Annotated in this window: 24 protein-coding genes and 1 riboswitch; of the genes, 21 read left to right on the forward strand and 3 right to left on the reverse strand. The window is 29.2% G+C overall.

The genetic code is table 11. The features are described from left to right. Window positions 1–126 precede the first annotated feature (126 nt). The 6 genes from CC89_RS03390 to CC89_RS03415 all read left to right on the forward strand — a co-directional run bounded on the left by CC89_RS03390 (window position 127) and on the right by CC89_RS03415 (window position 6385). The gene (locus CC89_RS03390) at window positions 127–693 is read left to right on the forward strand and encodes an RNA polymerase sigma factor (protein WP_035289039.1); all 567 of its coding nucleotides are present in this window, start codon (window positions 127–129) and stop codon (window positions 691–693) included. Beyond that, complete coding sequence (locus CC89_RS03395) at window positions 674–1549, forward strand: hypothetical protein (RefSeq protein ID WP_051931448.1); 876 nt, start codon at window positions 674–676, stop codon at window positions 1547–1549. Before CC89_RS03390 ends, CC89_RS03395 begins: the two co-directional genes overlap by 20 nt. Before the next feature lie 271 nt (window positions 1550–1820). Continuing rightward, window positions 1821–1922, forward strand: a riboswitch (purine riboswitch). 68 nt (window positions 1923–1990) lie between these two features. Continuing rightward, a complete protein-coding gene (locus tag CC89_RS03400) occupies window positions 1991–3055 on the forward strand; it encodes a permease family protein (RefSeq protein ID WP_035289043.1) in 1065 nt (354 codons plus the stop codon). A 15-nt stretch (window positions 3056–3070) separates the two neighbouring features. Then, window positions 3071–3637, forward strand: a complete 567-nt coding sequence (locus CC89_RS03405; RefSeq protein ID WP_035289046.1) for a phosphoribosyltransferase family protein — start codon at window positions 3071–3073, stop codon at window positions 3635–3637. A gap of 278 nt (window positions 3638–3915) precedes the next feature. Beyond that, a complete protein-coding gene (locus CC89_RS03410; protein WP_035289049.1) occupies window positions 3916–4929 on the forward strand; it encodes a sodium:calcium antiporter in 1014 nt (337 codons plus the stop codon). Beyond that, window positions 4901–6385, forward strand: coding sequence for a leucine-rich repeat domain-containing protein (locus tag CC89_RS03415; protein WP_185750665.1), 1485 nt, complete (start codon window positions 4901–4903; stop codon window positions 6383–6385). The genes CC89_RS03410 and CC89_RS03415 overlap by 29 nt, the downstream gene beginning before the upstream one ends. A gap of 42 nt (window positions 6386–6427) precedes the next feature. On the opposite strand, the gene CC89_RS03420 is transcribed toward CC89_RS03415, so the two are convergent. Continuing rightward, the gene (locus tag CC89_RS03420; protein ID WP_035289054.1) at window positions 6428–7831 is read right to left on the reverse strand and encodes a diguanylate cyclase; all 1404 of its coding nucleotides are present in this window, start codon (window positions 7829–7831) and stop codon (window positions 6428–6430) included. 315 nt (window positions 7832–8146) lie between these two features. Between CC89_RS03420 and htpG the strand changes: the two genes are divergently transcribed. From htpG to CC89_RS19400, 7 genes are all read left to right on the forward strand, one after another. Beyond that, window positions 8147–10021, forward strand: coding sequence for a molecular chaperone HtpG (htpG, locus tag CC89_RS03425; protein WP_035289057.1), 1875 nt, complete (start codon window positions 8147–8149; stop codon window positions 10019–10021). A gap of 177 nt (window positions 10022–10198) precedes the next feature. Next, window positions 10199–11098: a helix-turn-helix transcriptional regulator gene (locus tag CC89_RS03430; protein WP_035289060.1), complete on the forward strand. Its 900-nt coding sequence runs from the start codon at window positions 10199–10201 to the stop codon at window positions 11096–11098. Window positions 11099–11188: 90 nt separating this feature from the next. Then, on the forward strand, window positions 11189–11449 hold the full coding sequence (locus tag CC89_RS03435; protein ID WP_502685624.1) for a zinc ribbon domain-containing protein: 261 nt from the start codon (window positions 11189–11191) through the stop codon (window positions 11447–11449). A 585-nt stretch (window positions 11450–12034) separates the two neighbouring features. Next, a complete protein-coding gene (gene abc-f / locus CC89_RS03440; RefSeq protein ID WP_035289066.1) occupies window positions 12035–13927 on the forward strand; it encodes a ribosomal protection-like ABC-F family protein in 1893 nt (630 codons plus the stop codon). Window positions 13928–13978: 51 nt separating this feature from the next. After that, the gene (locus tag CC89_RS03445) at window positions 13979–14527 is read left to right on the forward strand and encodes a pyruvate kinase alpha/beta domain-containing protein (protein WP_035289069.1); all 549 of its coding nucleotides are present in this window, start codon (window positions 13979–13981) and stop codon (window positions 14525–14527) included. Between the two features lie 87 nt (window positions 14528–14614). Then, window positions 14615–14785, forward strand: coding sequence for a hypothetical protein (locus CC89_RS20350; protein ID WP_185750666.1), 171 nt, complete (start codon window positions 14615–14617; stop codon window positions 14783–14785). A 171-nt stretch (window positions 14786–14956) separates the two neighbouring features. After that, a complete protein-coding gene (locus tag CC89_RS19400) occupies window positions 14957–16105 on the forward strand; it encodes a phosphodiester glycosidase family protein (RefSeq protein ID WP_051931450.1) in 1149 nt (382 codons plus the stop codon). A gap of 9 nt (window positions 16106–16114) precedes the next feature. Here the strand turns inward: CC89_RS19400 and CC89_RS03455 are convergent, their stop codons facing one another. Continuing rightward, entirely contained in the window at window positions 16115–16966 is an 852-nt protein-coding gene (locus CC89_RS03455) for a DegV family protein (protein ID WP_035289072.1), read from the reverse strand. Window positions 16967–17412: 446 nt separating this feature from the next. On the opposite strand from CC89_RS03455, the gene CC89_RS03460 reads away from it, so the two are divergent. The 6 genes from CC89_RS03460 to CC89_RS03485 all read left to right on the forward strand — a co-directional run bounded on the left by CC89_RS03460 (window position 17413) and on the right by CC89_RS03485 (window position 21902). After that, window positions 17413–18177, forward strand: coding sequence for a 3'-5' exonuclease (locus CC89_RS03460; RefSeq protein ID WP_035289074.1), 765 nt, complete (start codon window positions 17413–17415; stop codon window positions 18175–18177). 66 nt (window positions 18178–18243) lie between these two features. Further along, entirely contained in the window at window positions 18244–19266 is a 1023-nt protein-coding gene (gene splB / locus CC89_RS03465; protein WP_035289077.1) for a spore photoproduct lyase, read from the forward strand. Window positions 19267–19312: 46 nt separating this feature from the next. Next, window positions 19313–20032: a creatininase family protein gene (locus CC89_RS03470; protein ID WP_035289079.1), complete on the forward strand. Its 720-nt coding sequence runs from the start codon at window positions 19313–19315 to the stop codon at window positions 20030–20032. A gap of 191 nt (window positions 20033–20223) precedes the next feature. Beyond that, complete coding sequence (gene surE, locus CC89_RS03475; RefSeq protein WP_035289082.1) at window positions 20224–20979, forward strand: 5'/3'-nucleotidase SurE; 756 nt, start codon at window positions 20224–20226, stop codon at window positions 20977–20979. Window positions 20980–21066: 87 nt separating this feature from the next. Then, window positions 21067–21480, forward strand: coding sequence for a type VII toxin-antitoxin system MntA family adenylyltransferase antitoxin (gene mntA / locus CC89_RS03480; RefSeq protein ID WP_035289085.1), 414 nt, complete (start codon window positions 21067–21069; stop codon window positions 21478–21480). Next, the gene (locus tag CC89_RS03485; RefSeq protein WP_035289087.1) at window positions 21477–21902 is read left to right on the forward strand and encodes a HepT-like ribonuclease domain-containing protein; all 426 of its coding nucleotides are present in this window, start codon (window positions 21477–21479) and stop codon (window positions 21900–21902) included. The genes mntA and CC89_RS03485 overlap by 4 nt, the downstream gene beginning before the upstream one ends. Before the next feature lie 76 nt (window positions 21903–21978). Here the strand turns inward: CC89_RS03485 and CC89_RS03490 are convergent, their stop codons facing one another. Next, window positions 21979–22632: a 4Fe-4S binding protein gene (locus CC89_RS03490; protein ID WP_035289091.1), complete on the reverse strand. Its 654-nt coding sequence runs from the start codon at window positions 22630–22632 to the stop codon at window positions 21979–21981. 648 nt (window positions 22633–23280) lie between these two features. Between CC89_RS03490 and CC89_RS03495 the strand changes: the two genes are divergently transcribed. Next, window positions 23281–23721, forward strand: coding sequence for a MarR family winged helix-turn-helix transcriptional regulator (locus tag CC89_RS03495; protein WP_035289093.1), 441 nt, complete (start codon window positions 23281–23283; stop codon window positions 23719–23721). Window positions 23722–23760: 39 nt separating this feature from the next. Further along, window positions 23761–25986: an ABC transporter transmembrane domain-containing protein gene (locus tag CC89_RS03500; protein WP_035289094.1), complete on the forward strand. Its 2226-nt coding sequence runs from the start codon at window positions 23761–23763 to the stop codon at window positions 25984–25986. Window positions 25987–26010 lie beyond the last annotated feature (24 nt).

Below are 26010 nucleotides of genomic sequence, written 5' to 3' on the forward strand. Positions count from 1 at the left end.
GAAAGACATTGAAATAAAAAAGTAGGGCAAGAAAATATCATTTTTATAAGCGTTTGAGTAATTGAAGGAGTTCTTGCTAAAAATTATAGAGGACTCATTCTCAAAACGAGAGAGTAAGGTGAAGTTATGGATTATGTAAGCGATGAAGATTTATTTAAAAAGGTTAAAAACGGAAACAAAGAAGCTATGGAGTTTATAGTACGACGATATTATAAAAATATTTTTAGATATATATACATCAAAATTAAAGATTATCATACATCTCAAGATATATGTCAGGAAGTGTTTTGTAAAGTTTATGAAAAAAGAAAAAGCTATTTAGAAGAATATTTGTTTAAGCCTTGGCTTTATAAAATTGCATATAACTCTGTAGTTGATTACACTAGAAGTAAAATTTACAAAAATAGAAATAGCATAACTTATTTACATGAAGATATAAAGGAAAAAGATAATGTAATTGAGTATAAAATTATCAACAATAATATAGATGATTTAATTGAAGATTTAAATGAGATTCAAAAGGAAGTTTTAAAGTTTCGTTTTTGTGAAAGCATGTCTATAGAAGATATTGCTTTAATTACAGGGAGTAGTTTGAATACAACAAAAAGTAGACTTTATCAAGGAATAAAGCATATAAAAAGTAAATTACAAAGTGTAAGGGGAGGTGATTCTTATGAAGAAAGAGTTAAATGAACAGATATTAAATGATTTAAGTAGTATAAATAGTGAACAAGAGATAACATTAGAGGATATAGAGGATATTGATTTATTATTTGAGGAAGAAGAAATAGTAGAAGTGCCAGATAATTTATTTGACAATATAATAGATAAACTAGAAGGCATATATGAAGAAGAGTATTTAGAAGAAAAGTCCAGAGATAAAATTAGTATATTTGATAGTATAAAATATTTACTTTTAGCTGTAAGGCTTCAAATATCACTTTTAGACGTAAGGTTTTGGATAGCGTCATTTATTATACTTATATTTGGGGTATTGAATATAAAAATGGATGAAAATTTTAATACCATTTTATTAAGTCCTATTATTTCGTTATTTTCTATATATTATTTATATAGAGGAAAATATTTTAATGTTTCTAAAATGGAAGCAGCATGTAAATATTCAATGTATGAAATAGCTATAGCAAGGACTATTGTAATAATTTTTTATAATATATTATTTATAAGTTGTATGGCTCTTGCTAATTATTTGATATGGGATGTAAATATATGGACATATTTAATTATAAGTTGGTTGTCTCCTCTTTTATTTTCATATTACTTAACACTCTACTTTTTTTATAAGAAAGGGCTAATAGAAAGCATAATAGCTAATATTTGCGCATGGGGTGCATATGCTTCCTTATTTTACAAGTTTAATAACGCTTATTCTGTTAAATTCAACATTGCTAAATTATCATGTAATACTTTATGGATTATTGTAAACTTAGTTTTAATATTGCTATCCATAGTCATGCTGTTTGTACAATTTAAAAGTATGAAAAGTTGCTCTAGGAGTGAAAATTTTATGAGAAATCCTGTGAAATAATTATTCACAGGATTTCTTATTTTAAATTTATTGTTTCCAGATCTTATGCAAGTCATGGAGGAGAAATTTCATAATTCCAACGCATTGTACATTTTTGTAGTTTAATCATATACTAAAAAATTATATTTAATTCTATAAAAATAAGCAGATATTAATTACGTATTATAATGATGAGTCCTTATGAAAAATAGAGATAAATGTCTAATAAATGCGTATAATATTAAAAATTATGTTGAAAATGTTCGTAATATGTGATAAGATTTATTATGTTATAAAATAAAATATTCGCTCTTATATAATTCTGATAATAAGGTTCAGGAGTTTCTACAGAGTAGCCTTAAACTACTCTACTATAGGAGAAGTTAATGGATTACATATATCGTCCATAACTTATCTCCTTCTTATATTAAGAGTAGATATGATTGAAGGGAGACAAGAAATATGGATTTATGGAAAGATATTTTGTCAATTTTTAGTGTGCTTTTAAATGGATTGCCTCAGGGACTTTTGGCACTATCCTTTGGTTTTGCTTCTGTTCCTACGGCTTTTGCATTTGTAATAGGTGCTGCTGGTAACGCCATAACGGGGAGTGTAGTGCCTATATCATTTCAAGCGGAAACAATTACTTTAGCTGGTACTATGGGGGACAACCTTAAGGAAAGACTTTCAATGATTTTTTATGGTGGTTTGATAATGGCCTTTATTGGATTATTAGGATTAATGAGCAAAATAACAGATTTTATCGGTCCTGTTATCACAGCAGGAATGATGGCTGGAGTTGGAATTATGCTAGCTAAGGTTTCTATAGAAATGGCCAGAAAAAATAAAATTATAGGATATATTTCTATAGCTTCTGGAGTAATAACACATCTATTTACAAAAGATTTAGTTTACACTATTGCAGTATCTGTAATAATATCAAGTATCGTATACAATATCCGTGGTAATAAAAATAATGAATCGCTTATTATAGAAAGAGAAAAAATAGCATTAAAAAAACCATCTTTTAGCTTGAAAATATTAAGAGGTGCTATGAGTATGGTGTGTCTTAACATAGGGGCTAATATAGCTTTTGGTAACATCACTGGTCAACTGGCAAGTCGTAAAGTAAATATAGATCATGTATCAATAATAAGTTCATTAGCTGATATGAGTTCTTCTCTTTTTGGTGGAGCACCTGTAGAAACTATAATTTCAGCAACAGGAGGAGCACCTAATCCTAAAGTTAGTGGTATTATCATGATGTTACTTATGGCTGCAATATTATTTGCAGGACTTCTACCTAAAATTGGTAAATATATTCCAACGGAATCTATAGCAGGATTTCTATTTGTACTAGGTGCAATAGTTACAGTTCCTATTAACGCAGCTGCAGCTGTTACATCTAATACTGTAAATGGCACACTTATAGGTGGAATTACAATGACGGTAACAGCTATAACAGATCCATTTGTTGGCATGATTTCAGGATTATTAATGAAAATATTATTACCTATGATAGGGTAAATGGAGGGGAAATATATGAATAAATATTATGAATTAAATGTATGTGGTGTTAAGCGTAATCTTCCAGTTATTAAAATAAATGAAGATTTAGCCATTGCTAGCTTTGTAATTCTTGGGGATACAGAACTTATATCTAATGTTGCTTTAGCTATAGCAGAAAAGTTACCTAAGGTTGATGTATTGGTTACTGCTGAAGCTAAAGGAATTCCCTTAGTTTATGAAATATCAAAAATATTAAACATGAAAGGTTTTATTGTTGCAAGAAAAAGTATAAAACCTTATATGAAAAATCCTATATGTGATGAAGTGATTTCTATAACTACTCAGAAAAAGCAATTATTATGTCTTGATGGTGTGGATGTAGATAAAATTAAAGGTAAAAGAGTGGCACTAATTGATGATGTAATAAGTACAGGGGAATCATTAATTGCAATGGAAAGATTAGTGGAGAAAGCAGGAGGTATTATAACTGCGAAGGCTGCAATTTTAGCAGAAGGGGAAGCAGCTAAAAGGGAGGATATAATATTTTTAGAAAAACTGCCTTTGATGACTCCAGATGGTGAAGAAATTTCAGAGATGTAATTGAAAATAGGCAAATTGATGGCGGTTTCATTTGTTAACTATGCAGATGGATTTCATAGTATTCTTGACATTATATTTCAAACTTAATATAATCATAAAGGTAGAGGGAGTAGCTTGCTTTTTTAAGTATCAAAGTCGTCAATACGGAATGTTTTCCCGGCTTTGTTGGCATCATTTGTTTAGTGAGACTCTACAATTAAGTTTTTTATATTTTATAAAGGACTTAATTGTAGAGTTTTTTAATTTTGTATAAAAATCAAAAGAAAAGGAGCATATGTATGGACATAATAATAATTAAGTATCTTAACACATTTCCGACTATTGTTTTAGCGCTTATTATAGCTGGAATGCTATATATTTTAAGCAAAGGTGCAGATATTCTTGTGGATGAGGCAGTTGGATTATCAGTACAATGGGGTATTCCTAAAATGATTATTGGTGCAACCATTGTATCTTTAGGAACCACATTGCCTGAAGTGGCTGTATCTGTTTTTGCAGCTTTAAAAGGAAATCCTGATTTAGCTTTAGGAAATGCTATAGGATCTATTATAGCTGATACTGGTCTTATTATAGGTATTGCTGCTATAATAGGTAAACTTCCTGTGGATAAAATGACTATAGATAGACAGGGGAAGGTTCAAATCTTAGCTGGTATTTTACTTTCTGTAGTTTGTATGCCATTCTTTTTAAAAGAAGGCAAAAAAGTAGGAATAATTCCTCAGTGGATGGGATGGATTTTTCTTGCTTTATTGGTATTGTACATTTACATATCTTTAAAATGGGCAAAAGGTTCAAAATCAGAGGATGAGGAAGCAAGTGAAACACAAAAAACTGCTATATTACAAATTCTAAAGATGTTTTTAGGAATAGTTCTTGTAATAGGTTCTTCTAAAGTACTTATTCCTTCTGTTGAAATAACAGCTATAAGAATAGGAATACCTCAAAGTATTATAGCTGCTACTTTAATTGCTTTTGGGACTAGTCTTCCTGAACTTATTACTGCTATAACTTCTGTTAGAAAAGGTCATGGTGAGCTGGCGGTAGGAAATATTATAGGTGCTGATATTTTAAATGTTTTATTTGTAGTTGGAAGTTCAGCTTCGGTTACAAGGGGAGGTCTTTTAGTTCCTCAAAACTTTTATAAAATACAGATACCTGCCATGCTTATTATACTTATGTGTTTTAGATATTTTTGCAAAAATAAAGGAGGAGACGTTATTAACAAAAGAGAAGGTCTATGTCTCACATGTATTTATGGAGTGTATGTATTGTTATCATATGTTTGGATATAAAGAATCCTATGCATCTGAGTTACTTTCAACAATAGATAGAGAAGGGGCATTAGTTCCTTCTCTTTATTTTATGAGGATTCTAGCTGCTAAAGCAATGGGGCTAAATGATATAGAATTTATTATTCATCATTTATTACCTAATGTCATTTCTCCAATTATAGTAGCAGCCACCTTGGCTATTGCAGATGAGTATTGTAGTGTTTATGAATCAGACGGCGTAGATATAACTAAAGTTGATAAAGATTCAAAAAGACAAAGTATTATCCCGCTGTATAAATTAGATACAAAATGGATGGTTACTAGAAAAATGAAGAGCATAGAGGGTATACAGTATGCTAAGAATCTTGAAGCTATTGAGTTATCAGAATGCGAGATTTCAGATATAACACCATTAAAGGATCTTAAAAAAATAAAATATATAGAATTAGATAGAAATAGGATTACTGATGTTTCACCTTTAGCTAATTTGACAGAATTAGAGCATTTAAAGTTATATAATAATTTGATAAGAGATATTAGTCCATTAAAGACTCTTACAAAACTTAATTACTTAGATGTTCATTTCAATGTTGATAATGATGGAAGTAATGGTATAACTAATGCTGATGTTGTTAGGAATATGCCTGAATTGGATACACTAGATTTATCAGCAAATCATATAACAAATGTGGATGCTATAGTTGGATTAAATAAACTTAGAATTTTAGATTTTAGTGGAAATAATGTAAGTGATTATGCGAATATAAAAGATAAAGTATTTGAAATGTTTTCTAAGCAACTTGATGAATATAATAATCCTGAAAGAGTAAGTTGTGGCTTCTTTGGACAGAAGTTAAATGTAAATCAAAAGGTTGCTATACCAGCGACAGGAGGAGAGTTTACATTCAATAGTCCTTATTCAGGATTAGACGAATTGGCGGAAATGTTTGAATTGAATACTTTCTTCTTAATGTGCAATCCTTCATATGTAAGCAATGGAATGCTTGATGCTACTGAGATTGGAGAATTAGGTGAAGGTGATAAAATAATAGAAGAAATGATAGAAAGTATAGAATATAATTCAGAAAATAAAACTTTCACTGTTAAGGTTAAACCAAACACTACAACTGAAAAGAAAAACTTAAAAATAGATGTTAACGCAACAACAGGGGAATTAGGTTTTATACTTACAGGTATAGAAATAAACCAAGAAACGCAATCAGAAGAAACAAAAACAGAAGGAAAACCAGAAACAAAACCAGAAGGAAACCCAGAAACAAAACCAGAAACAAAACCAGAAGGAAACCCCGAAACAAAACCAGTTTCTCCAGTTGCTTCACAAAATAAAAAGGCAAGCAATGAAAAAATCAGTGCATTGCCAAAAACAGGTGGAGTATCAGAAGGCATGAGTATTCTTTTAGGAAGCTTGGTAACAGCTATAGGAGCTATTATGCTTCTATCTAAAAAAAGAAATTAATAAGTAGAATAAATATATAAAACAGTCACTAACTTGTTAAGATTAGTGACTGTTTTTTTTATACTTATTTTTAAAACTATACATTCTCTTATCTGCAATGTTCAGTAAATCATTAATGAGTTGTCCATCTTTATTAAATGTGGAAATGCCGTAGCTAAAGGAATATTTTATGCAGTTACCTTTAAAATAGGTATGCTTATTTTCTAAATAACTTAAAAAATTATTTAATCTATCTGTTAATTCTTCAACTGTGCAATGGAGAAAGATTCCTGCGAACTCATCTCCACCAAATCGTGATAATATATCTCTATTTCCTAGAATATTTGAACATTCATTAGCAAAATCCTTAATTACAGCATCTCCTGCTAAGTGTCCAAAGCTATCGTTAATATATTTGAGGTCATTTAAGTCAAATATTACTAGGTTAAATGATTGTTCACATGCTGTTGATTTATTGTGAGTTTCCGTAAGTAATTCATAAAAATAACTCTTATTATAAACTCCTGTTAAATAGTCATGTCTAGATAAATGAACCTTTTCTTGATAAAGTAAGCAGTTAGATATAGCTATTTCAACATTGGTTTTTATAAATTCCATAATTTTAATATCATCTAAATCAAATGAATTAGCTTTAGTTGAATCTACATTAACCACTCCAAAAAAACTATTGTTTACATATATGGGAGCTGTAATAGTAGATTTTATATATTTTGAATCTTCATCATTGGTGGCAATGCGATATAAAGTAATATCTGGATCATTAGTATTGTCAATTTTAGCGATTTTATCTAATTTTCCATTGGTTTTTTGATAAAGAAAGGATTCCTTTATTGGAATTTCAAAATTACTAATAGAACTACTTTTAAAACCCACATGAGAAACGATTTTTAAGTTATTTCCTTGTTTAATCATAATACTGCCTAATTTAGCATGGTTTATTGATTTTATGGCATTTTTTAAGATTAATTCATATATAGAATATATATTATCAGTGTCAATGATAGCGTGGCTTATTTCAATCATTAATGAGCTTACTCTTAAAATTTTAGATAGATGAAGCTCCATTTCTTTTTTATGTGTGATATTAATTAAATGGGCTAATATGTATGTTTCAGATTCATAACTAATTAGAGTGCATTCATAATTACCCCAAATAATACTATTACCTTTTGTTCTTATTTTTAGAGCTTGTTTAATTATATCTCCATTCCCTTTAAGGCTATCTATAATATTTTTAATAGATGTTTTTTTAGGTTCCTCAATTATACTAGGAATTAAATTACTTTTTCTAAGTTCTTGTAAAGAATAACCTAGCATTTCTTGAAATTTATAATTTATGGATAAAATTTTTTTATCATTCAGTATTATAGTAGGCAATTGAATTATGCTTTCTAAATTTTTTAAATCGTTTTTTGTTATGATTTGAATATTTGATTTATTTTTCAATTATATCACCTTAATCTGATAAATATTTAATATATACAAAAAAAATAAAATAATTAGAATACGAACATAAAGATTGTATTAATAGTAAATATTCGACAAAAATACTTATTATCCTTTGTAGAAATTTAAAAAATATAAATTTGAAACTGACTTATATATATGATTTACTAGTGAAAATAAGTAGCTTGACAAAATAATTGAATTTGTTAAAATAAAGTTAGCACTCACCAAGTTTAAGTGCTAACAAAATGCGTTAAAAGGCATGTGCCTTTCACATTTCTAATAATTTAAACTATGATGAAAGGAAATGATAAAATGTCTACAAAACAATTTAAAGCAGAGTCAAAGAGATTACTTGACTTAATGATTAACTCAATTTACACAAATAAAGAAATATTCTTAAGGGAACTTATATCAAATGCTAGTGATGCAATTGATAAGAGATATTATCGCTCACTTACTGATAAAAATATAAGTTTTAATAAGGATGATTTTTACATAAGAATTTCTGCGGACAAAGAAAATAGAATTCTTACAATTACTGATACTGGTATAGGAATGACATCAGAAGAACTTAAGAATAATCTTGGAACTATTGCAAAAAGTGGATCTTTTGTTTTTAAAAATGAAATGGAAGCAAAAGAAGGAGTGGATATTATAGGTCAGTTTGGAGTTGGATTTTATTCTGCATTTATGGTATCCGATTCAATCACTGTAAAAAGCCGTTCCCTTGATTCTAATGAGGCATATAAATGGGAATCAAAGGGTGTAGAAGGTTACGAAATTGAAAAGTGTGATAAAGATGAAGTAGGAACTGAAATAGTATTAAAAATAAAAGAAAATACAGAAGATGAAAAATACGATGAGTTTTTAGAGGAGTATAATATACAATCTTTAGTTAAAAAATATTCCGATTTTATAAAATATCCAATTAAAATGATGGTGAAGAAGAGCAAGTTAAAAGAAGGCAGCGAAAATGAATATGAAGATTATTTTGAAGATGATACTTTAAATAGTATGATTCCAATTTGGAGAAAAAGTAAAAATGAAGTAACCAATGAAGATTACGAAAGATTCTATATGGATAAGCACTTTGGATATGAAAAACCTCTAAAATCAATTATTTCAACTGTTGAGGGTGCAGTAAGCTATACAACTTTACTATTCATACCTGCTAGAGCTCCTTATGATTTTTATACAAAGGATTTTGAAAAAGGCTTAGAGCTTTACTCCAACGGTGTATTAATAATGGAAAAATGTGCAGACTTATTGCCAGATTACTTTAGCTTTGTTCAAGGACTAGTTGATTCAGCGGATCTTTCTCTTAATATTTCAAGGGAACTTTTACAGCATGATAGACAGCTTAAACTTATTGCAAAGAAAATAAAGGATAAAATAAAGAGTGAACTTTTATTAATGCTTAAAAATGATCGTGAAAAATATATTGAGTTCTACAATAGCTTTGGAAAACAATTGAAATTTGGTGTATATTCTGAGTTTGGAGCTAATAAAGATGTACTTCAGGATTTACTTATGTTCTATTCATCTACCGAGAAAAAACTTGTTACCCTTGATGAATACATTTCTCGTATGAAAGAAGGTCAAAAATATATATACTATGCACCGGGAGAAAATATAGATAAGATAGATAAATTACCTCAAACTGAAGCTGTAAAAGACAAGGGCTACGAAATATTGTATTTCTCTGATGAGGTGGATGAATTTGCTATTAAGATGCTTATGAAATATAAAGATAAAGAATTTGTATCTGTTTATAGTAAGGATTTAGGCTTTGAGCCTGATGAAAAAGAAGACCAAGAGGAAACAGATGAAAATAAAGAATTATTTAAATTCATGCAGGAAGCTTTAGGTGGTAAAGTAAAAGAAGTTAAAGCATCAAAGAGATTAAAGAGCCATCCAGTTTGCCTTACTAATGCTGGAGACATTTCAATTGAAATGGAAAAAGTTCTTAAGATGATGCCAGATAACCAAAATATAAAGGCTGATAAAATATTAGAAATCAATACAAGTCATGAAATGTTCAATGCTATTAAAAATGCATTTAAAGACGATAAAGATAAATTAAAAATGATTTCAAATTTATTATATAACCAAGCATTATTAATTGAAGGGCTTTCCATAGAGGATCCTGTACAATTTGCTAATGATGTATGTAATTTGATTAAGTAGTTTTATAAGAAAAATATATTAACTTGTATAAAGTCTCCAAAATTTAAATTTATAATATTTTGGAGACTTTATACTTATATATTCATTAAATTATTTGCTATGGATATAATTTAAATAGATTTTTTGAACTTTTCATGGGACACGGAATGTGTAGTATAATTATACAAGGTGATAAAAATGCAGATTAATAGATTATTTCAAATCGTATATATACTTTTGAACAAAGAAAAGGTGACAGCTAAAGAATTGTCAGAGAAATTTCAAGTATCGCAGAGGACAATCTACCGAGATATAGAAACTTTGTGTCAATGCGGTGTTCCCATTTATACTAATAAGGGTAAAGGTGGGGGAATCAGTTTACTTGATAGTTTTATCTTAAATAAATCGGTACTTTCATCACAAGAACAAAAAGAAATTTTGTGTGCTTTACAGGGGTTAAATGCTGTAAATTATCCTGATATTCATAATGTACTTTCAAAATTAAGTGCATTATTTGGTACCAATAATCCTAATTGGGTAGAAGTTGATTTTTCAGATTGGAGCCATGTACAAAAGGATAGGTTTATTTTAATTAAAATGGCTGTTACAAATAAAAAAGTAATTTGCTTTGATTATTACAGCAGTTATGGAGAAAAAACTTATAGGATTGTGGAGCCGCTTCAATTGTGGTTTAAGGATAAGACATGGTATTTAAAAGCATTCTGTCGTTCAAAGCAAAGTATGAGAATATTTAAGTTAACACGTATGAAAAATTTGAAGGCAACTGATGACTTCTTTGAAAGAACTTTACCTAAGGAAAATCCATCTATTCTAAATGATATACCTATTGCAAATGTAGTCACATTAAAATTGAAGATAGATGCTTCACAGGCTTATCGTGTCTATGATGAGTTTGATGAAAGTGAAATTTATAAAAATGAAGATGGCAGCTTTGTAGTTAAAGTTTCTTATCCAGAGGATGAATGGGTATATGGGTATATTCTTTCCTTTGGTCATTTTGTGGAGGTTTTAGAACCTGGCTATATACGGAAAATTATAAAAAATAGATTAGAGAAAACTTTAAAATTATATTCTTAATATGACATGCAGTTGTCATATTATACTTGATACAATGATGTCATAGCAAAGCTATATAATATGAAACAAGGAGGGAATATTATGGAGAATATGAAGTTTTGTCAGAGCTGTGGGATGCCTATGGGAGAAAATCAGCAGCTATATGGGACAAATAAGGATGGAAATAAAAATACTGATTACTGTGTGTATTGTTTTAAGGACGGAGAATTCACAGCTAATGTAAGCATGGAGCAAATGATTGAGTTTTGCGTTCCTCATATGGTAGCTGGTAATGAGGGAATGACAGAAGAAATTGCAAGACAAAAGATGAAAGAGTTTTTCCCAATGCTAAGGCGCTGGCAAACTAAATAAGAACTTTTCCTAGAATATATTGACAAAATATATAATATTGTATAATATGAATAATATAATATATATGCCTATAAGGTGCAGGAGGAATATCTTATGAATATAATCCATGTACCAGCTATGAATACAGAAATTTGCTTCGCATAGAGACCATAAATGAAAAGGTGATGCTTTATTCGGAGCTAAATGTTTATATGTCACCGCTGGAAAAGTAGAACAAAAAATATGATAAAAGTTATAGTTATTTAAAATTAGCTTTGTTAAAGTTTTTTTGTTGTGCAAAAATTTCAGCGAGGGTATATGTGTTAAGGTGATTTTATAGTATTTAACTATTTGTATAAAGAAATTAAAACATGAGTTTCTTTTTACTTAGTTTTTAACTAGTGAAAATTTTGCCACGGATAAAGTATCGTTATCCGTGGCTTTTATTATGAAGTTTAGCTGGTGTGGGCATCAAATAAATTTTTAATTAAAGGCCATGGGTATTTTAAATACTGATGGTCTTTTTTCTATGCATAAAATCAAAATAGCAAGTAAAATATGGACTTTGTTTAATTAAGCAAGGTGTAATTTGAAGGAGGAGTTAAAATGAGTTTATTAACACTAGAAAATATTTGGAAAGAATACAGAAACCAAAATGTATTAAAGGGTGCATCTTTAAGAATTGAAAGAGGAGAAAGAGTATCATTAGTAGGGCCTAATGGAGCAGGGAAAAGTACTTTAATTAAAATAGCTTTAGGTATTGAACAGGCTGATAATGGAAAAGTAGTTAAACCTAAGGCAACTAAAGTAGGATATCTATCTCAAGATATGATAGAATTGAATGATGTTAAAGAAGACACAGCCCTGTGTGTACAAGAGGTAATAGCTTTAGAGGAAAAACTTAAGGAATTAGAAATAGCTATGGTAGAATTGCATGGGGATAAGGATAAGAAAAAGTATGAAGCTATTTTAAAAAAGTATTCCAGTACTTTAAATAAATTCGAAGCTATGAATGGATACATTATAGAAAATAAAGTTACTAAGATACTTTTAGGATTGGGACTAAAAAAACAGGTATTAAAACTCCCCATAAACAAACTCAGTGGAGGGGAAAAGATGCGAGTTCTCCTTGCTAGGATATTAATTAATGAGCCAGATTTGATTATATTAGATGAGCCTACTAACCATTTAGATATTAAAACTATAGAATGGTTAGAAAATTTTTTAAAAAAGTTCAGTGGAGGTGTTCTAATGGTATCTCATGATAGGTATTTTTTAGATGAAACTTCCACAAGAATTGCAGAGCTTAATAATGGTACTATTTGTGAAAAGAGTTGTAATTATAGTAAATTTATTAAAGAAAAGCAGCGCATGAGAGAATACTATAGATGGGAACAGAAGGGATTAGAACTTAAAATAAAGAGAGAAAAGAAGATTATAGAAGAACTTAAATCTCACAGAAAAATTACAGCTTTTAAAAGTAGAGAAAAAAGACTTAATGCTTTTGTTGAAGAAAGGAAGAGAACGCAAGAAAATTTTAAACATTGTAATCATTTAAAGAATGATAATAAGCCTAAAATAGAATTTGGAAACGTAGATCACGCCAGCCACCATATTGCTTGGGCAATAAATTTAAGTAAATCTTTTGGAAATTTTACTCTTATAAAGGATGGAAATTTTAATATATATGGGGGAGAGTCAGTGGGAATCGTAGGGGACAATGGCTGTGGTAAGACTACTCTTTTGAATATTTTATTAGGGAAAGATAGAGATTTTAAAGGTGAGGCAACTATAGGCAATTGGGTTAAGTATGGTTATTTAGGTCAAGAAGTTAATTTTGAAGATGAAGATCTATCAATTCTACAAGAAATTATGAGTGTAAAGGAAATGGATGAAAAGGAAGCTAGATTTCATTTGAGTAAATTTCAATTTTATGGAGATGAAGTTAATAAAACTCTGAAAGTTTTAAGCGGAGGAGAAAGAGTCAGACTTCATTTTGTAAAGATGATTCTTCAAAATCCTCATTGCCTTATTATGGATGAGCCTACAAACCACCTGGATTTAGAAGCTAGAGAATCTATAGAAAAAGCTCTTAAAGAATACAAAGGAACTGTAATTGCAGTTTCTCACGACAGATATTTTTTAAATAAATCCATAAATAAGATTATTGAAATCTGTGATGGCAATATATCTACTTTTTATGGGAATTATGATTCTTATAAAAAGGAAAAGAAAAAAATTCAAGAAGGAAAGCAAAGCAAAAAGAACAAGATTAAAAATTTAAAAGTTAAGGAGCCGAAAAAGTCTAATGGAACTAAGAAAAAAAATCTAAATAAAAACAAAGAAGATTATAAGGAAATAGAAAATAAGATAATTTATTTGGAAGATGAAATTAAAGCTTTAGAAGAAAGTTTTAATGAAAACACTGAATATCAAGTATATACAAAATATGAAAGAATGACAAAAGAAGTAGAGAGGTTGTATGAAATGTTAGTATAGTTTAGTATGTTATAATAAGATAAATTACTGATTTGATTGGAGGATGATACCATGTATTTTAAGGAAAAAGGAAAAACAAATACTGAAAAATGTGTAGAAATTGCAATTAAGGAAGCAAGAAATAGACATATAAAACATATTGTTGTAGCTACTAATAGTGGATATACGGGGAAGTTATTTAAAGAAGCTAAAGATTTAAACATTATTTGTGTTACACATGCTTATGGATCTAAAGAGCCTGGTGAAAATGTTATGCTTCAAGAAACAGTAGAAGAGCTTAAGAATTTAGGACTTAAGGTGCTCACAACTACCCATGTGCTAAGCGGTGCAGAAAGAGGTATAAGTAAAAAATTTGGTGGAGTAAGCCCTGTGGAAATCATGGCTCATACTTTAAGGATGTTTGGACAAGGAACCAAAGTTTGTGTGGAAGTAAGTGTTATGGCTTTAGATGCGGGACTTATACCTTACGGCGAGAAAATAATTGCAGTAGGGGGCAGTGCAGAAGGTGCAGATACTGCTGTGGTTATAAGTCCAGCTCATGCAAATAATATATTAGACACTAAGATAAATGAGATAATATGCAAACCTAGGAATTTCTAATATCAATACTTTCTTTGTAATCTGTGGGTATTTCAATATAATTAATTGGAATACCTTCATTAATTTAATATATTAAAAATCTCTTCCATGAAAATGCCGCGCTTACCTATAATACTACAAGTTGGACTTTCATTTATTCCTAAGATTATAAATAATTTATTAGATAAAATAGGATCTTATATTTTAATTTATCTTTTAATTACTTATTTACCAAAGCAATATAGACCTTCTAAATCTTTAGAAAGAGAAATGAATTAAACAATTAAATTCAATTTTAAACATTTGCAAATTAGTAGACTATATCGTTGAATATGTAATTTTATTCAATGATATAGTCTATTTTAGTTATTGTAGTATAGAATTTTTTGTTTTTTTAGAAATATTACTATGCTATAATAAAATAAATTATTAATAAATGGGGGAGCAATGGTGAGTGATTTAATGACAGAGAGTTCAGTAGATAGAGATAAATTAATGGTTTCAAGAAAAGAAAGAAGAAAATCCAGAAAGGTGAAAAGAAAGAATAAAAAAAGAAAAAGATTTAAGCTACTATTAGCAATATTTATATTACTTACAGGTATGTATTCAAGCTTGGTATTTTTAGATATACCTGTAATTTCAGAACTTAGAGATATATACATAGAAACTGCAATGACAACAGCAACTCATCAATGGTTGGCTACATTATTTTTTCCAGATTGGCTAATAAATAGGGTTATGAGCAAAAAAGTGAATAATTCTAATTTAGTATCAGTTACAAATATAGATAAAGGTGCAAATGATAGTGAAAATAAAGGCACAAATAATGGACAAGCAGTAGATATTTTAAATCAGAGAAATTTAAAAGTTGGAGACAAAGATTATGCAGGAAATGACGTAGTTATAAATGATATTGAGCAAGGGATTCTAATATCTAAAGTTAATGGTGGGAAATTTAAAGGGAAAATTGCATTGATTGATGATCCAAAGAGGGTATTTGTGGGCACTACAGATAGAAAAGGTATTTCAGGAAGAGTGATTTTAGATTTTATTAATATATATGATGCTGTATTAGGTATTAATGCTAGTGGATTTAATGATGCTGGAGGTATAGGTAATGGTGGCAGTATTATAGGAGTTACATATGCAAATGGAGAAAAATGGGGAGAATATACAAGTGGATATGGAACAATAGCCTTTGACAAAAATGATAGGCTTATTGTTGGCGGAATACGAAATTGGGATAAATATAATATAAGGGATGGAGCTCAATTTTCACCTGTGTTAATCTCAAATAATAAAAAAATAATTAGTGGTTCAGCAGGATGGGGACTTCAACCAAGAACCATTATAGGACAAAGAAAGGATGGCGCTGTACTGTTTTTAGTTATTGATGGTAGGCAGCCAAGCTATAGTTTAGGTGCAACAATGGAGGATTGTGCACAGGTTATGCAATCCTATGGAGCTGTTACAGCAGCAGCCTGTGATGGTGGATCATCGTCTATTATGGCTTATGACGGAAAAATTTTAACAAAATGTTCTTCACCATCAAAGATTGGAAGACTTTTGCCTAATGCATTTTTAGTTAGAAAAAAATAAGAGAGCCTTTTAAACTAAAGGCTCTTTTTCTATGACTACACCTATAAGACCAGGACCAGTATGAACGCCAGCAACTGGGCTTATATCTCCAAAACCTAGATAAGTTATATCAGGGTTATCTTTTAGTGAATCGTAGAAGTCTCTACCTTCTTCGTAAGCACCACCGTGCATTACCCAAACTTTTGCCTTTGTATTATTTAAATTTTCCTTAACTATATCCATAAGTTTACTTCTTGCCTGTTTTTTGCCCCTTACTTTACAATAGGTATAATAGATTCCATCATCATTTATAGATATTATTGGCTTAATATTTAATAATTGTCCTAAAGTTCCAGATACTTTTCCAATTCGTCCACCCTTTATTAAGTATTCTAAAGTATCAACTATATAATAAACACTAATGTTATCTCTCATATGAGGAAGTGATGATACAATTTCATCATAACTTTTTCCATTTTTTATCATTTCACCACAACCTATAATCAGTGCACCAGCTCCAAGGGTTAAAGATTTTGAATCAAAAACTGTTATATTAAGATTAGTATGTTCACTGGCTGCAAGTTTTAATGTGTTATATGTGCCAGATAATCCAGAACCGATAGGAATTGCAATAGCGTGAGTATATCCTTCATCTTCAAGCTTATAAAAAAGTTCATGCATGTCTGCTACAGAGGGCAAGGATGTATGAGGAACTTCAACCTTTAAGTTGTCATATACTTGCTGAGGAGTTATATCAACTTTATCAATATATTCTTTATCCTTGTAAATTATTTTCAGGTTAAGTATTTTTACATCATATTTTTTTATAAATTCATTATTTAAATCACATGTGCTATCTGAAATTAAAGCTATTTTTTCCAAAATAATGCCTCCTAATAAATCAATTTAATACACGGTTTTGAAAACTACATGTAAGTATATTAATATAATACCACCTAGTGAGTAATATATCAACTAAAAGATTCCATAATATCATCAGTAAATAATATATGAGCTAAGGCACATTCAAATAAATAATAAGTCAGTATGGTAGTCTATTTTACGTCATACTGTGTCAACAGAACCCGCCGATAGCCTTACTAGCGCAGGGATCTGATTCCTTGTATGACACAAAATATACTAGCATCTTTGAATTGTTATTTCTTTTCATGTACTTAAAACATTCTAGCTAGGATGTATAAAATCCTATTATGGTATAATAAGATAAACTATTAATTTAATTGGAAGTATATTAATATGTATTTTAAGCAAAAATAAAAAATTAATACTAAAAGTATGAAATGATTTTGAGGGAGAATACGAATAAAATGAATTACATCATATTTGATTTAGAATTTAATCAAGGTTGGGATAAGCAAGAGAATAAAGTAATTATAAATTCAAAAAATCCTTTTGAAATAATTCAAATTGGAGCAGTTAAACTTGATGAAAATCTTAATATGGTTTCAAGTTTCAATAGATTAGTAAAGCCTAAAACATATAGACAAATAAATCCTTATGTAAGAAAGATAACTAATATAAGCATGAAACAATTGAATGAAGCGGAGGATTTCAAAAATATATGGAAAAAATTCATGAAATTTTTTACCGATGATAGAAATGTATTAGGTGTTTGGGGAACTTCTGATATTAAAGAACTACTGAGAAATATTGAATATCATAAGTTAGATTCATCAATAGTGCCGAGGGAATATATTAATATTCAGTATTATGCTTCTAAATATTTTAATTTGCACAAAGGCAAAAATATTGGACTTAAAAACGCAGTGGAACTATTAAACATTACAGTGAATAATGAATTTCATGATGCTTTTTATGATGCATGTTATACGGTAGAGGTTTTTAAGAAAATTTATAATGAAAAAATTCAACCCCAAATATATAATCCACCTAAAAGAGGTAGAAAAAACAGATATGATGAAAATAAGGAAGTTGATTTTGAAGGCTTAATAAAGCAATTTGAAAAAATGTTTCAAAGGAAAATGAGCCCAGAAGAAAAATCTATGATTAAGTTAGCTTACATTATGGGGAAAACAAATCAATTTTTAAAAGAGAGTAAAAAGAAAGAATAATTTTGTATATTATTTAATCTCCATGCAAAAATTAATGGTAAACAAATGAATGGAGGATCTTAGAATATGTTTATTCCTAAGAGAATAATATTTGAAAAGGGAAGTCTAGATTATGAAATAGGCAGATATGTACTAAATTTTTTTAAAGAAAATAATGATGTACAAATTATAAATATTACATCAAATAGAATTAAAGAAAATATTCCAGGGGAGAATTTATATAATTTCTATAGAGAGGGTAAAAAAACTTTAGTGGTGGGGGTAAAGAAGGGATTAAAGTTTCAATCCTGTAAGCCTTCAGCACATTATCAACTGCCATTAGTGTCTGGTTGTACAGGGCAGTGTCAATATTGTTATTTAAACACTAATTTAGGTGATAAACCTTACGTAAAAATTAATGTAAATGTTGAGGAAATACTTTCTAAGGCACAAAGTTATATAAATGAAAGATTGCCAGAGGTAACTATATTTGAAGGTTCTGCCACCTCTGATCCTGTGCCCGTGGAGCCATATTCTCATTTGCTAAGAAGGACTATAGAATTTTTTGCAAATAATGAAAATGGCAGGTTTAGATTTGTCACAAAATATAATGATGTGGATAGCCTTATAAATTTGAATCACAAGGGGAAAACAGAAGTAAGATTTACTTTAAATACAGATAAGGTTATAAGAGAATATGAAAGTAAAACAGCCTCTATTAATAAAAGGATAGAAGCCAGTGTCAAGTTAGCTAAGGCAGAGTATCCCATAGGATTTATAATAGCACCTGTATTTATTTATGAAGGATGGAAGGAAGATTACAGGAGTTTATTAATAGAATTAAAAGATAATTTGCCAACAAATTTAAAATATCAATTAACTTTTGAAGTAATATCTCACAGGTATACCTCAAGAGCAAAAGATATAATATTACAGGTATTTCCTAATACTAATTTACCTATGAATGATAAGGAGAGAAAATATAAATATGGTCAATTTGGTTATGGTAAATTTGTGTACGAAAAAGAACAACTTCAATATATGAAGGAATTCTTTACAAAGGAAATAGAAGAAATATTTAAAAACAGTACCATAAAGTATATAATATAAGTTATATGTTAGTGTACAACGAAATAATGTATTATGGGGGGATTGTATGTATATTGTAGACTATACTTCTGATGATTTTAATGATATTTCTAACAGGGTAGATACTGTAATAATACCTATAGGTTCAGTAGAAGCTCATGGACATCATCTTCCACTGGGCACAGACATATTTTCACCTAGGCTGTTTTGTGAAAATATAAATAAAAAAATTGGAGATAGGATTTGGATTGCACCAGAGATTCCATATGGTCAAAGTTATGACCTAGCTATATATCCTGGTACAGTTACAGTACCTTCTGAGGTAATGGCAGAGTACCTTTTCCATGTGTGCAAAAGCTTTTATAATAATGGTCTTAAAAATATAGTTTTTTTTAATGGACATGGAGGAAATATAACATCTCTTAGCTTAGCAGCAGAAAAGCTAGTGGATTTAGGTGCTGTGGTTATGACTATAAATTGGTGGATGGATTTTTCTAAAGATGTACTTACTATAACTGAGGGGCAAGGTCATGGGGGAGAAGATGAAACTTCAGCTATTTTGTATTACGATGAAAGTTTAGTTCAAATGGATAAAGCCACAAAGAATCCTAATAAACAATTATATCCTGTGAGATTTAAAGATAGAGGAAAAACTATTTTTCAAGATGCCATTACGGGAGATGCAACTTTAGCTTCTAAAGATAAAGGTGAAAAAATATTTAGTTTATTGGTAGATAAGATAATAAATAGAATAAATCTTATGAAACAAGGAAGGTATTTTGAATAGATAATAAAATGATTAAACCACGAAAAGATACAGTGTGGTGGAATTATGAAATTTCATAATTCAAGTAATTTAATATTTTTTGTGGGATAATCATAAAGTAAATTAATTTGTGGAATCATTAACAAAATTTACGATTTATTATAGAAGAAATTTAGGATACAGTTAACATATACCTAGAAAGGAGTAACTAAATGAATATATTAATTACTAACGATGATGGAATAGATGCTAGAGGAATAAGAGCTTTAGCAGAGAAAGTTTCTGAAAATCATGAAGTTTTAATAGTTGCCCCAAGAGAACAGCAGAGTGCTACTAGCCACTCTATATCTATAAATAAACCTATAAAAATAAAGGAAGAAAAACTTGAAGGGTTAACCTGTAAGGCTTATAGTGTAGCTGGGACTCCAGCGGACTGTACTCAAGCAGGCTTGTCTTTAATTGGGAAAGATATAGATTTGGTGATTTCAGGAATTAATAGAGGACTTAATGCTGGTACAGATGTATTATATTCAGGTACAGTATCTGCGGCCATAGAAGGAGCTATTTATAATGTTCCATCCATTGCAGTTTCTATGGGAGTAGATTGGGAAAAAGATGATGAGGACTACAATAAGGCAGTAAAATGGACAAGTAAGATACTTGAAATGGTGGAAAAAGAGTATTTAAGAGGAGACGTAGTTCTTAATATAAATATTCCTAATATAAAGGAACAATATATAAAAGGTGTCAAGGTTTGTAGAATAGGAAAATCTACTTATAAAGCAAAATATACATTAATAGAAGATAGTGAAGATAAAATATATAAAAAGAATGGAACGAGAAATGAAATTCAGGAGAAGGATTCTGATTTATATTTCCTTTCTGAGGGGTATGTAACTGTAACTCCACTACATTTTGATTTTACTAATTTTAAGATTTTAGAGGAAGTAAGAGACATAATTGAATAATATGGTTTAATATAGTATATCTTTTGGGTATAATATAATAAAGGTACTTTAGTTTAAGTGGCGTTGAGTTTCCGAGGGGGAATAAAAATGAGAATTATTAAGCAAAAGATATTAGATAAATTAAATAGCATTGAGTTTAAACAACATATAAGTAAAATGAATATTAACACCGTGTTAGTTTTTGGGAGTGTTTTAACAGATGATTTTCATGAGTGTTCCGATGTAGATATAGCCATATTAGGTAAAGACAGTATTAAAATAAAGGAAATTTTAGACTTAGAGTTGTATTTAGAAAACTTTTTAGAACGAAGTATAGATGTGATTGATTTAAATAGTGATACATTGGATATATTTATAAAAATCAATATACTAAACACCGGTAAGGTTATTTATTCTTCAGATTATAATAAGTCTATAGAAGAGCTAATTGAAAGAGTTCATTGGTATTATAAGCAAAATGAACATTATTTTCATTGCAGAAGGAGAGATTTAATATCATGAATGAGGATAGGTTATATAAAATAATTGAAGATATGACCGATACTATATCTCTTTTAGAGGGATGTATGAATTCCCTAAAAAATGAAAAGGATGCAAATAAATCTTTGTATATAGAATATGGTTTAAAACAAATATTTGTTGATTTTTTCATAACTGTTGAAAGTTTAACGTCTTTGATATTAAAGGAATTAAAGAAATTTAAAATTGCGATTGATATGAAGCAATCACTTGAAATTATAAAGGAAAACAATATTATTGATGAAGAGTTGCATTTATTTTTAGATGAAGCAAGACTTATGAGAAATAGAATTTCTCATAGATATAAGGAGCCTTCTAGAAAAGAAATATTAGAATTTATTAACTCAAATATAGATAAGTTTTCTAGAACTTTAGAGATTACGAAAAAATTAATAGACATGTAAATAAAAAGGGGGTGTCGCACTAAAAAATTAGTGCGACACCCCCTTTTTATTTACATGCGTTTAGCAATGAATTTTACTAAAAGGTTTTGCCGATAGATTTTTTAGGACAGGAATAAACACATTTACTGCATTGAATGCAGTCCCTGTGAGTAATAGCGTCATTTTTAAATTCATAAGGTGCTATGCCCATAGGGCAATTGCGTTCACATATTTTGCAGGATATGCAAGAGTTATTTACTTTAAGTAAAGAAGAAATATTTTTCTCATTTTTAAAAAATGATATTAATGAAGCTATACTGCCCATAGGACAAAAATTACACCAGGTTCTATGGTTGTAAAATAAGGATAAAATAATACCAATTAAAGTAGTAACGGCTATAAGTCTATAAAATATAAATCCCATTTCATATAAGTTGCCCCAATTTTTTATCATTCCTAAGGTGAACATGGTGAGCATGATAACAGTAACAATTAATCTAAAAAATGTTGATTTAAGAAATTTAGGTACTTTCTTTTTATTACTAAATTTAGACACTACATTATCGTAAAAGCTGCCTCTAGGACAAATGTTTCCACACCAGAACCTTCCCTTAAATAAAGATAGTATTATAGGTCCAACCATGCAGAGTATTGCAATTAATCCTATTCTAAAATCAAATAACCCAAGTATCATAAAGGTTATTAGAATTACATAAGAATATTTTTTCCAAATTAAAGATAAACTTTTCATCATAGGCACCTCCGTTTTCAATATACCCCATATGGGTATCTGAAAGTATTATATTTTATATTTGTTATTGTGTCAATATAAACTTATGAAATATATACAAAATCTATGATTGATTTTTGATAATGTTTTAGTAAAACTTATGAAATATAGGCAAAATTAATTACAAAATAATTATATATTGAAGGGTAATTTTTATTACAATATTCTGTAAGTATATTCTAGAAGTATTTATTCAGTGTTATTTAGCAAATAATATATACCAAATATTGGATTTTAACTTTAGATTTCTTATTTTTTATAATTTGTAATTGAAAAAAAATTGTTAACATATTGATAAAAAACTTGACTAGTGTTATTAAAAAGATTAATATATTTCGTATGCGAAATATATTAATGCGAATAATTTTAATACAAAATATAAATATACGTTTTTAATTTAAAATTTAGAATGTAAAATAGAAATTTATAGAGTAGGTAAGAATTAAGTAAGAAGTAAAAGGTAAGAGCTTTATTCTTCATTTTAAATTTTACAGTTTTATTTTATAACTGCAAAAGTTAAATTATTTATTATTAAAAATATGCATAAGAAATTATTAGCATTAGGCATTTATAATACTTTTAATTATATAGAAAGGAGGATACTATTTTATGAATGATGCAAATAAATCAATTGAGATAGTTAGGATGCTGAAGCAGGTTATGGATTCTATAAAGCAAAGTGTGAGAAAAGAATTTAAAGATATGAAGTTAACGGCGCCACAGGGTATGATTATAGGCATGTTGTCACACGAAGGAAAAATGAAAATAAGTGATTTAAGTAGGCGTATAGGACTTTCTAATAGTACTATATCAGGTATAGTAGACAGATTAGAAAAACAAGGTTTTGTAGAAAGAATTAGAAGCGAAGAAGATAGAAGAGTTGTTTATGTAGATGTAAATCCTAAATTTAGAAAAAATTCAAAAGACCGTTTTTGTCAAATACAAAGGAAAATTGAGACAATGGTAAGTAAAACATCAGACGAGGAAGCAGATAAAATACTTGAAGGTTTGTCCATATTAAAGGAAGTAGTAGATAGGGAAACTTTCTAGATTTTCAAATATAACCTTAAGAAAGGGGTAAGAGTTGCAATGTACAAATTAGCTAAATATTTAAAACCATTTGTATCATCAATACTTATTGCTATAGTTCTTCTTTTTGTTCAAGCTATGACGGACTTAGCATTGCCAGACTACATGTCTAATATAGTTAATAAGGGTATTCAGCAGGGTGGTATTGAAGATGCTGTGCCAAAAGCTATAAGAAAAGATGAAATGGAAAAGCTTACTATATTTATGAGCGAAAAAGATAAGAAAAAGGTATTAAATCAATATACCCTAATAGATAAGAAAGATTCTGATTATGAAAAGTATGTAGAGGAGTATCCAATTCTTAAAAAAGAGGATATATATGTTTTAAAAGATAATGATAAGTTAAAAGTAGAAGAATTAAATTTAATAATGGGAAAGTCATTTCTAGCAGTTTCTGGTGTTGACAAGATGAAAAAAGAGGCAAAAAATGGACTAATTGACATAGGCGGTAAAAAAGTTCCTGCTAGCACTGATTTATTTATGTTATTTAAAAATTTACCTGAGGAGCAGCGTTTAAAAATAAATAATGATATGAATAAGAAGTTTGCTGCTTTAGGGGATAATATGGTAATTCAAGCTGCAGCAAATTCTGTAAAAGCAGAGTACAAAACACTAGGAGTAGATACAGACAAAATCCAAAGTAGGTATATTGGAAATACAGGAATTAAGATGCTTTTAATATCCTTGTTAAGTGCAGTATGTATAGTTATGGTAGGATTCTTTGCATCAAGAATAGCAGCAGGATTAGCTAGAAATTTACGCAAAGATGTATTTAAAAAGGTTGAAAGTTTTTCTAATGCAGAGTTAGATAAATTTTCTACTGCATCGCTTATAACAAGAACTACTAATGATATTAATCAAATTCAAATGCTTATTGTAATAATGATTAGGATGATATTTTATGCACCTATCGTAGGGGTAGGGGGTATAATTAAAGCTATTAGCAAGAGCACATCCATGTCATGGATTATAGCAGTTACAGTAATTGTGCTTTTAGGTTTAATGCTTATAGTATTTTCAATAGCTTTACCAAAATTTAAAATTGTACAAAAACTTGTGGATAGGCTTAACCTGGTTACTCGTGAAAATCTTTCAGGAATGATGGTTATAAGAGCCTTTAATACACAAAAATTTGAAGAAAAAAGATTTGATAAAGCTAATAAAGATCTTACTAGGACTAATTTATTTGTTAACCGTATAATGGCAGTTATGTTTCCAAGCATGATGCTTATAATGAATGGAATAACCTTATTGATAGTTTGGGTAGGGGCTCACCATATTGCAGAATCAAGTATGCAGGTGGGAGATATGATGGCATTCATGCAGTATGCTATGCAGATAATTTTTGCATTCCTTATGATGTCATTTATGTTTATTATGATACCAAGGGCTTCAGTATCCGCACAACGTATTTCTGAAGTTTTAGAAGTGGAGCCAACTATTTTAGATCCAGAGAAAAGTAAAAGTTTTAATGAAGAATTAAGGGGTGTAGTGGAATTTAAAAATGTATCCTTTAAGTATCCTGGTGCAGAGGAAAATATGCTTAAAGACATAAGTTTTAAAGCTATGCCAGGTGAAACCACAGCCTTTATAGGAGCTACTGGTTCTGGTAAAACCACATTAATTAATTTAATACTTCGTTTTTATGATGCCACAGAGGGCAAAGTACTTATAGATGGAGTGAATGTAAAAGAGGTTAATCAATATGAACTTAGAGAGAAAATTGGTTACGTACCACAAAAAAGTTCATTATTTAGTGGAGATATTGAATCAAACTTAAGATATGCTAATGAAAATGCTTCAAAAGAGGAATTGGATAGGGCCATAGAAATTGCTCAAGCTAAAGGATTTGTAGAAGAAAAGGGTCAGGGACTTTCACTGGAAATTTCTCAAGGAGGAACCAATGTTTCAGGAGGTCAAAAACAAAGATTATCCATAGCTCGTGCTATTGTAAAGAATCCTGAAATTTCTATATTTGACGATAGTTTTTCTGCTCTTGATTTTAAAACAGATTTAGAATTAAGAAAGGCTTTAAAAGAAAAAACTGGTGAAAGTACAGTAATGATAGTAGCACAGCGTATAGCTACAATTAAAAATGCTGAAAAGATAATAGTTTTGGATGAAGGCAGAATAGTAGGAATGGGCACTCATAAGGAGCTTATGGAAAATTGTGAAACTTACAAAGAAATTGCTTTATCACAGCTTTCAAAGGAGGAATTGGCATGAGCGACAACAAAAGCAAAGTAAAAG

Source organism: Clostridium sp. KNHs214 (genome assembly GCF_000744935.1).
Lineage (GTDB): Bacteria > Bacillota > Clostridia > Clostridiales > Clostridiaceae > Haloimpatiens.